This window comes from Clostridium sp. D5, from assembly GCF_000190355.1.
In the GTDB taxonomy this organism is placed as follows: Bacteria; Bacillota; Clostridia; order Lachnospirales; family Lachnospiraceae; genus Faecalicatena; species Faecalicatena fissicatena_A.
In genome coordinates, this window is record NZ_GL870824.1 from 67,844 (window position 1) to 77,233 (window position 9,390).

Below are 9,390 nucleotides of genomic sequence, written 5' to 3' on the forward strand. Positions count from 1 at the left end.
CACCGTGCAATTCTGATGAATTGCGCGGCTCAGGCCGGCTTAAACTCTGCTTCGGAAGCAGAGTTTAGCCTTCCAATCCGATGTGTTTTTTATCTAGTGAAACTACGGCGCTCTCTATGCCAGCGGAAAGGGACAGGAAAGTTTCCCCGCCCGCGGCAGAAGCCCCGCCCATGACAGGCTGAGTGCACCCGGATGGGAGTGAATTTTTTAGTCGGTCCGGCCTATAAACATAAAGCAGGCAGAATCTGTATATTCTGTTTGAGTATTGATAAAAGCATTATTAATGTTTACAATAAACTTTATGAGGTATACCAACGATGTTTTAGGTAACGGAAAGAGCAGGCAGGTTTCATCAAATATTCTGCAGCTGAGGAAACATAAAGAACAAAATTTAACTGGGGGATATAAATGGAATTTAACGAAAAGCTGCAACAGCTTAGAAAGAAAAAAAATCTCACGCAGGAACAGCTGGCGGAGCAGCTTTACGTATCCAGGACAGCTGTATCAAAATGGGAAAGCGGCAGAGGCTATCCCAACATAGAATCACTAAAGTGTATATCGAAACTTTTTGAAGTTACAATTGATGAATTACTATCAAGTGATGAATTGATTACTCTTGCGGAATGTGAGAACCGTTCCAATATGAAGAAGATTTACAGCCTGATCAGCGGGATGATCGATGTAATGGCGATCGCATTTATTGTACTTCCAATATATGGTAAGCCTGAGGGAGGCTATGTTTACTCCGTCAATCTTCTGGCTAATACCAATACGCCCAATATGAACCGCACTATTTACTGGGCAGTTTTTATACTTATGATAGGTCTTGGCATTGCCAGACTTACTTTTATTTATTTTGAGAAGGAATTATTGTTTGGCATAGCTACAAAAACTTCACTTGCTCTGGGCGCTGCAGCAATCTGTCTTTTTTCCGCAGCAAGAGAGCCCTATGCAACGATCCTGCTATTTTTATGTTTTGGAGCAAAAGTATTTCTACTATGGAAGCCAACTCAGGCAAAACAGCCTTAAATGCTTAGAAAAGGGCCTTTGACACGAATAGTGTCGGGGCCTTTTTGCTAGTGTGACGACAGGTTTCTTGTCCTTTTTGCGCTGTGTGCAGATAATCTAACTGCAGCTTACAAATAAAGTATCACAGCAAAAGAAAGGAAGATCAGATATGCAAAAGAAATCAAAAAAGTATCTCATCATAACCGGAACCCTGTTTTTAATTTTTATACTTTTTACCGTTATAATCAAGAACGTCGATGTGCAGCCTGTTGGACCGTGTCAGTCTAAAGTAGGGCTTGCCGCCATCAACCAATTCGTGTTTCAAATCCTTGGCGTGAACTTAATATGGTATGACATTACAGACTGGCTGGGAACTGCTGCCATAATAATCGCGTTGGGGTTTGCAGCCCTGGGCCTTTTCCAGCTTATAAATAGAAAAAGTATTAAGAAAGTAGATTGCAGACTTTTATTACTCGGTGCATTTTACTTTCTGGTTATGGCGGTTTATGTATTCTTTGAACTGGTCATTATCAATTATAGGCCTGTTCTTCTTTCTGAAAGTTTAGAAGCTTCATATCCATCCTCCCATACAATGCTTGTCATCTGTATTATGGGTACTGCTATGATGCAGTTTCATTATTATCTGCGTGGAAAGAAAGCATGGCTTTGGACAGTGGATATTATGTCTGGCTTACTAATTGCAGTAATGGTAATCGGACGGCTTCTGTCCGGGGTGCACTGGTTTACCGATATTGTAGCGGGAATATTGCTCTCATCGGCTTTGAATTCACTATACTGCTTTGCCCTGGTATACACAGAGGAGAGGTACAGAGAGACATAAAACAGCATACTGATTTATCGTTCTGCTTATACAATAACAAAAAAATCTGCATAGTAATGTTGCAACTTACCATATCAATCCGTTTTTTCATGCTTCTATCTTCCACATGCTCACTACTTGCGGTCTTCCAAAATTTGGGGTAGTATGTAATGTATGAAATTATCCGCTGGTACAGCAAAATCTAAATAAATATCATTTACATATTATGCATGCAATAATTTTTTTTAGTAAGAATGAGTTTGGCTGGATCAGCATATGATAATAAAAATCTGGAGGGAATTATGAAGTTAAAACGGATTTTATTTTGTTTTTTAATAGCCGCTATTTTAATGCTTTCTCCCGCGGTTGTTATGGCGGAGGAGGGGGATACACAAGAGAAGACGGAGGAAGAGCTGGCCGCAGAGGCGGAAGCGCAGGAAAAGGCGGCTTCCTATGAAGCTGAGATTGATACCAATGGCCTGGAGAAATGGCCCGGGGGGCCAAAGGTGTATGCTGATTCAGCGGTCGTGATGGATATGGAGAGCGGCGCGATCCTGTACGGTAAGAACATGGATGCGAAGCATTTTCCGGCGAGCATCACAAAACTGCTGACTACGCTTGTTGCCCTGGAAAATGCAGACCTGACCGATAAGGTAAAATTTACGGAGGACAGTATTTCCTTTCTGCAGTATGATGATGCGCAGATCGGAATGAAAGTGGGTGAGGAGTTATCACTCGAAGATTCGCTGCATGCAGTGCTTCTTGCTTCTGCAAATGAAGTGTCCCATGCGGTTGCCGAGAGTGTGGGAGAGCTGCGGCTTGGCGGAAACTATGATACATTTATCCAGAAAATGAATGACAGGGCAAAAGAACTTGGATGTACAAATTCGCATTGGGTGAATCCGAACGGGCTTCACGATGATGAGCACTACACAACCGCCCATGACATGGCGCTGATCGCATCTGCTGTCTACCAGCAGGAAGAATTCAGAACCATTATGGGAAAGCTCGAATATAAAATCGGCGCCACCAACCTGACACAGGAAGAACGCGTATTCCAGCAGAACCATAAGATGCTCTGGCCGGAAAATTACTATTACTATGAATACTGTACCGGTGGTAAAACCGGGTACACAGACCAGGCCAAAACAACCCTGGTAACAATGGCTGACAACGGAGATATGCACCTTGCTGCCGTAGTACTCTACGATTACGGCGTAGATGCTTATACCGATACAAGAGCCATGATGGACTATGTTTTTTCGAACTTCAAAAAAGTTCCAGTTAAGAATCTGGAGACATCAGAAGACATCAATAATTTTAACACCCAAAACCCCTATGTTGTACTCCCCGACAGCGTAGATTTTTCCAGTCTGGACAAAAATATTGTACTGACTGAAAATGGAATCAGAGACGGAAAAGTCAACTATACCTATAAAGGCCAGGCAGTCGGCAGCGCAGAAGCCACCCTGACCGAAGAAGGCTATCAGAAACTGATGGGAGATACAACGGCAAGCGACAGCCGTAAAATAGAAAATAAGCAGGAGGACTTAACTGCAGAGCCGCCAAAAGAAAAGACGGATCAACAGCCTGAACTCAAACTCTATATCGGGATTGGGGCAGTGGCGGTACTCATCATACTAATTGCCGCAGGAGCGGTGGTTTTGCGGAGGCGGAAGAGGTAGGAGGGGGACGCTCCGGGAAAGTGGTGTCAAAAAGATTCCCATTGGATGCGCACAGCCTGTAGGGAGAGGGGCAGAGCAGCGCACACGGGAAACTCCCTGCCGTTTTCGGGGGGGCCTAGAGTGCGCGTTAGAATTGCTTACCAAAAATCATGCCGGATTTGAAGGCTAAAACTTGCTCTCCAAAGCAAATTTTAAATCGACCTGAGCCGGGCAATCATCAAGATTGCCCGGTGAATGTCGATGGTGCCTTCAAATCCGGCATGATTTTTGGTTAGCAATTCTTAGCAAACGGGCGGCTCTCCGAAAATGGCAGGGAGTTTCCCGTGTGCGCTGCTCTGCCCCTCTCCCTACAGGCGTCCCCACTAAGGCAAAAAATGCAGCGGCTTCGGATACCCATATGATTTGAAGAGTGCGGTCATTTCATTCTGTCCGTTATCCAATGCTTCTGTGATGGACAGGCCATCGTTTACTATGCTTTTTAACACGCTGCAAAGTGTGGTCTCAATCCGGCTCTGGGGAATGATCAGGGAATTTTTGCTGTACGGGCCGGTTCTTTTTCTGCAGTATTCAAAGCTTTTTTCGGTTAGCTCCAGCCAGGGGTAGAGCTTCAGCAGTTCATGGCTGGAGTATGGAGCCCGGGCAGGAGACTGGCCGTCCAGGATAGTCATGTAGATACTGATGTCTTTTTGGCTGAGCCACTGGAAATACATGGAGCATTCTCTGGAATGGGCTGTGTAGGGATTCATTCCCAGGTTCCAGCCGACGCTGGCAGGGGTTTTACCGGGGATTGATTCGTACCCTACACGGCCTATGATATTGTTGTGGATGCTTTGGCAGATCTGACTCGCATATTCAGAGTATGTAATCAGCATGGCGGTTTTTCCTGAACAAAAGTCATAAACGGTCTGGGAAATATCGGTGTCAAATGGGGATGTCTCAATATAATTAAGGGTTTTTAAGATGCTGCCAAAGGCCTGGGCATTTTCCGGTGTGTTCATGCATACCCGGTTGTATTTGTCCCAAAGCTTCCCACCGCCTGACCAGAGGCGGATCAGGATTTCCGGGGCCAGTGCTTCATCAACGATTCCGGCCATGGAAGTTCCATATGGAGTGGGGGAATCCGGGTTGTATTTCCTGGTAAAGAAAGATGCGATTCCATTAAACTCCGTCCATGTACGGGGCGGAGAGAGCGGAATCCGGAACATTTTTTTAAAGTCTTTCTGTATATGTCTGTTCTCAAAAAGATCCTGTCTGTAAAATAAGATCTGTGAGCCTCCTACAATGGGAATTCCGTAATATCGTTTATCGAACATGCAGTTATTCAGATTTTCCGGGAAAAAGGCATCTGGATTGAAATCCGTGCTTTCTATGTAATCCGTGATATCTGCAATCAGCCCGTTCTGCACAAGATACTGCAGCCAGGGAATGTCATACATATAAATATCATAGCGGGACCGGGAACGGCCCAGATCTTCCACAATTTCACTAAGCAGTATGTTTTGAGCGGCAAAATCAATTTTCACCGGGATGCCCGTCTTTCGGGTGAAATTTTCCGAAAGCAGTTTGGCGGCATGGGAGGTTGCAAGGTCTGACATCAGGATGCGGAGCGGTTCCTGAGAAGTGAGGGGATTTCTGGGGACAGAGCTCTTTTTTCTGGCCTGGGGAACCGGAAGACTGCTGTGTATGATTTCATCTGTAAACAGCAGCGTCTTTTCCTCGAACAGAACAGGAGATTCGATATTTTTCATCAACAGCTCAGCGGCTTTTGTCCCCAGTGTAAATGCAGTCCGGGAGGTGTGTATGATTCCGGACAGATTGACGCGGTTCCAGGATTCTTCTCCAAAAGTCAGGATCTGTATATCCTCGGATGGAACGCTTCCCTGTATTTTGCAGGCTTCTGCCACTCCCTGGGCTATATTTTCGGAAGTGGTGATTACGGCATCAACCTGATCCAGAAGGGGCAGGGTGAGAAATGCTTTAAATCCTTCCTCTTTGGTCAGATTGGTGGTCTGGATCAGATCAGGATTCATGGAACGCTCATAATCCTGCAGGGCAGTCCTGTAGCCGGATATGGCCTCGGACTCAGAGGAGAATTGTTGTGAACCTGTGATCAGGGCAATATTCTGATAGCCCTTTTTTATCAGATTTTCCGTCAGATAATAGGTGGTTTTGGCATTATCAAAGCTGACAAAGCTGGTATTCAGATTGTCGGGCCTGCGTTCTATAAATACAGCGGGAATATTATAATTCTTGATTCTGGCAGTGAAAAAGTCCGTATTCTGTGGCTGTGCGGTGATAATTAACAGCCCCGATACATTACTGCTTACAAAATCATCTATCTTATCGCATTCGATATCCGGAGAGTTATTGGAAAAGGCAACGTTCATGTTGTAGCCTTTATTCTGAAGATAAGAAGAGATCCCTTTAAAGATCTCGGCGTGGTAATAATCGTCTATATCAGTAAGTACAATTCCTATTTTTTTAGAATCCGCAGTCTTAAGGTTGCGCGCTGAAGCATTGGGGATATATTTTAGCTTTTCTATGGAGTCCATGATTCTGGCACGGGTCTCCGGTTTCACATTTTTTGCGCCGCTCAGGCAGCAGGAAACCGTTGCGATTGATACTCCGGCGTCTTTGGCTACATCTTTTAAGGTTGCCATTGGCAGTTACCTCCCATATTTGAAAGAATTCTCGCTACGCATTTTAATTGTCTTATCATAGCATATTATTATGGTAAAATCAAAGAATCTAAACGTTTAGATAAAAATTTTAAAAACCCTATTGAATAAAAAAAGCAATAGGATATAATCAAAAGTAACAAAGCACTTAACGTATACAGGAAAATCTAACCGTTTAGAAATGGAGGAAAAATATGATGACATCAAGGGAAAGAGTATTGGCATCTATTAATCACAAAGAACCTGATTATGTGCCGCTGGATCTGGGAGGAACACCGAGTTCAGGAATTTCTGCAATTGCTTATAACAACCTGAAAAAGGAGATGGGAATTACCGGTGGACATACAAGAATATTCGATGTTGTACAGCAGGTCGTACAGCCGGAGATCAAACTGATGGATCAGTTTGGCGTAGATGTGATTGATATCGGAAGAGTATTCAATGAGAACGATGATGACTGGTATGATGTGACGCTTGCTGATGGTTCTACCGGCCAGTATCCAAAATGGTTCCAGCCAAAAAAGCTGGAAAACGGAGACTATGTAGTTCACGATTCAGAAGGCACACTGATTGCGAGAATGCCGGTTGGGGCTACTTTCTTCGACCAGACATATTTCCCATATATGGATGATTATCCGGATGACTGGTCAGATCTGGACCACCAGATGGGAAAAGTACTCTGGAGCGCCCTGGTGCACAGCCCGTGGGATCATGCAGGGGACGACAATTTTTACCAGCAGTTAAGAGAACGGACTCTGGCGTTAAGAGAGAAGACAGACCGTGCGCTGATGATTACCTGCGGATGCAATCTGTTTGAGTGGGGAACTTTCCTGAGACGAATTGACAATTTCCTGATGGATACATATGCAGATCCGGAAAATGTAGAGTCACTGGTAGAGCAGCTGATGATCCGCCACCTTGCTTCTCTGGAAAAGGTATGTGAGTCAGTTGGAGATATTGTAGACATTCTGCGTTTCGGAGATGACCTGGGAATGGACACCGGAATGTTCATGTCCAGAGAAAAATATCAGGAGTTATTCAAACCATATCATAAACAGTTAAATGAATACGTTCATAAACACAGCAATATGAAAACATTCCTGCACTCCTGCGGTTCTATTTATCCGATTATGGGAGATCTGATCGACGCAGGATACGATGTGATCAATCCGGTTCAGACGACTGCGTACCAGATGGATCCTGCAACGCTGAAACGAGAATTTGGAAACGATATCACATTCTGGGGAGGCGGATGCAACACAAGAAGCATCCTGAACAGATCCACACCGGAAGAAGTCTATGAGTATACAAGAAGGATGATTGATATCTTTGCACCCGGAGGCGGATTCGTCTTTAATCAGGAACATAATATCATGCCTGACGTACCTGGAGTAAATATCCTGGCCATGTACAAGGCTGTGGCTGATTCACGGAAATAGCAGATCTGGATATCTAAAGTATCCGTCAGTTCATGCCCTTTTGGGTATATGTAAATAATAAAAGAATACGGACCCTTTGACCATACTGCAGCAGGAGAGGCGGGCTGTACCGGGGATCATAAATGCTTTTCCATAGGCATGCATCCCCGGTACAGTCTGCCTCTTCTGCAATACTACTGCTTCAAAAGAGTCTGTATTCTTTCTCTTTGTATTCTTAAATTTCTTTTTTTACTATTTCCAGATATAATCCTGAGTGTCCATTCAGTTCAAGGAAGGCGTCGTTTATTCGTGATTCCACAGCATCTACCCCTATTTCCTCCGTTACGGTCAGGAGTACGGAGTACTGGGTTAGCGATGTTCTGGTGAAAACGTCATTTTTCCGTAGATGGGTAGAAAGCATATAGTACAGGCTTTCCATGATTTCTTTTACTTTTATGGTATCCGGCATCTTTTCTTTTTGGGGATGCAGGGTAAGCATCATCAGATAATGCCTGCCGGACATGCGCTGAGAAGAGCGGGAATGCAGCTGATAAATATTTTTAAAGATATCAAAGTTACAGTAAAAGGTCTGGCCCATCTCATTGTCTTTTCCCAGTGTTGTCTCCAGCTCGTTGATATCCAGTTCTTTACTTGGCATACGCAGAAGGATTTCCTGGTGGACATCCCGCAGAGATCCGCTGATATCGGTTCCATATTTTGAGGAAAAGAAATTCAATGTAGAGTGATAATATTCCAGCGCGGTCTTAATCGTGTTCATACCCAGGTATGCAAGCAGTTTATAACGATAAAAGCGATCCTCATCAGGATAGAAAATGATGGACTGATCACATTGAGAGATTAATTCATCATAGCGGTATCTGGTGTAGAGGAATTCACACATATTAAGGGTGCAGTTGATGTACATGTTCTTATAATAAGTATTGCGGTACTGCACCCACTCAATGGACGTATGGTTGGAAAGAAATTCGCCTGTGTACAAACGATGCATCCGGTAGTAGTACCGGAACTGCCTCTCCGGGTCGGATTCCTGCCGTGCCAGGTTATTATAATTTTCAAAATCAATGATATCGATCTTACAATAAAGGTCCGGATTCCAGAAGTAGGCGTCCTGTGTAAACTTGATGTAATCCACGTCTTTATCCGGGTAGAGATGTTCAAGCTCCTTCCGTGCTCTGTATACCAGGTTGCGCAGGGCTCCGACCGGACACTTATCCTTCTCATCCGGCCACAGCATGGCCATCAGTACATCTTTCGGGACCTTAGTATCCTGATTGGCGACCAGGTAGGATATCAGAAGTGTAAGCTGTGTACTGTTGTGTGTACTTGGGGCGTACTCATAATACGGGCTGGATACTGCGAACTCGTTAAAAAATCGAATGTGAAGGTCAGGCTTTCTTCTCATATAGCGAATCTCCTTTGTATTATTTAATATATGGACTTTAACAGGTTAAACTTCGATCTGGAGGGCATATATAGAATGTACCCTTCGCATAAATACTTATTTTTATTATACAGTATGAGTAATAGTAAGTTCAACAGGAAATCGGGATTTAGCTCACGAGCTTTAGACTCGGGAGCGGATGGAGGGGGCGCTTACCGTGAGCCGGGACGGACTGTGAAAAACACCTGTCCTGTTGGAAATACAGCCGCTGCGCCAAGCAGCAGTAAGAGGAAATCCGCAAAATCAGCGTGAACCGAACACATTCACCGCTTAATCTGGTGATTAAGCGGCTCAGGTGTTCTAAAAAGCAGCTTCGGAA

The 9,390-nt window shown here is 44.3% G+C and carries 6 protein-coding genes; 4 read left to right on the top strand and 2 right to left on the bottom strand.

Translation table 11 applies throughout. The features are described from left to right. Nucleotides 1-408: 408 nt before the first annotated feature. The 3 genes from HMPREF0240_RS22845 (at nt 409) to HMPREF0240_RS22855 (ending at nt 3,513) form a co-directional block, all read left to right on the top strand. On the top strand, nt 409-1,029 hold the full coding sequence (locus HMPREF0240_RS22845; protein ID WP_009005758.1) for a helix-turn-helix transcriptional regulator: 621 nt from the start codon (nt 409-411) through the stop codon (nt 1,027-1,029). 148 nt (nt 1,030-1,177) lie between these two features. Further along, nucleotides 1,178-1,849, top strand: coding sequence for a phosphatase PAP2 family protein (locus HMPREF0240_RS22850; protein ID WP_009005759.1), 672 nt, complete (start codon nt 1,178-1,180; stop codon nt 1,847-1,849). A gap of 281 nt (nt 1,850-2,130) precedes the next feature. After that, a complete protein-coding gene (locus HMPREF0240_RS22855; protein WP_035314691.1) occupies nt 2,131-3,513 on the top strand; it encodes a serine hydrolase in 1,383 nt (460 codons plus the stop codon). 362 nt (nt 3,514-3,875) lie between these two features. Here the strand turns inward: HMPREF0240_RS22855 and HMPREF0240_RS22860 are convergent, their stop codons facing one another. Then, nucleotides 3,876-6,173, bottom strand: a complete 2,298-nt coding sequence (locus HMPREF0240_RS22860; RefSeq protein ID WP_009005761.1) for an extracellular solute-binding protein — start codon at nt 6,171-6,173, stop codon at nt 3,876-3,878. A 212-nt stretch (nt 6,174-6,385) separates the two neighbouring features. Here HMPREF0240_RS22860 and HMPREF0240_RS22865 point away from each other — a divergent pair, with 212 nt between their 5' ends. Continuing rightward, nucleotides 6,386-7,630, top strand: a complete 1,245-nt coding sequence (locus HMPREF0240_RS22865; protein ID WP_009005762.1) for a uroporphyrinogen decarboxylase family protein — start codon at nt 6,386-6,388, stop codon at nt 7,628-7,630. A 214-nt stretch (nt 7,631-7,844) separates the two neighbouring features. Here HMPREF0240_RS22865 and HMPREF0240_RS22870 read toward each other — a convergent pair whose 3' ends face one another. Next, the gene (locus HMPREF0240_RS22870) at nt 7,845-9,032 is read right to left on the bottom strand and encodes a BTAD domain-containing putative transcriptional regulator (RefSeq protein ID WP_009005763.1); all 1,188 of its coding nucleotides are present in this window, start codon (nt 9,030-9,032) and stop codon (nt 7,845-7,847) included. Nucleotides 9,033-9,390: the final 358 nt, after the last annotated feature.

Bases quoted from the DNA above. Each gene is read 5' to 3' on its own strand.
- HMPREF0240_RS22845 (WP_009005758.1), top strand. From the start codon at position 409: ATGGAATTTAACGAAAAGCTGCAACAGCTTAGAAAGAAAAAAAATCTC.
- HMPREF0240_RS22850 (WP_009005759.1), top strand. From the start codon at position 1,178: ATGCAAAAGAAATCAAAAAAGTATCTCATCATAACCGGAACCCTGTTT.
- HMPREF0240_RS22855 (WP_035314691.1), top strand. From the start codon at position 2,131: ATGAAGTTAAAACGGATTTTATTTTGTTTTTTAATAGCCGCTATTTTA.
- HMPREF0240_RS22860 (WP_009005761.1), bottom strand. From the start codon at position 6,173: ATGGCAACCTTAAAAGATGTAGCCAAAGACGCCGGAGTATCAATCGCA.
- HMPREF0240_RS22865 (WP_009005762.1), top strand. From the start codon at position 6,386: ATGATGACATCAAGGGAAAGAGTATTGGCATCTATTAATCACAAAGAA.
- HMPREF0240_RS22870 (WP_009005763.1), bottom strand. From the start codon at position 9,032: ATGAGAAGAAAGCCTGACCTTCACATTCGATTTTTTAACGAGTTCGCA.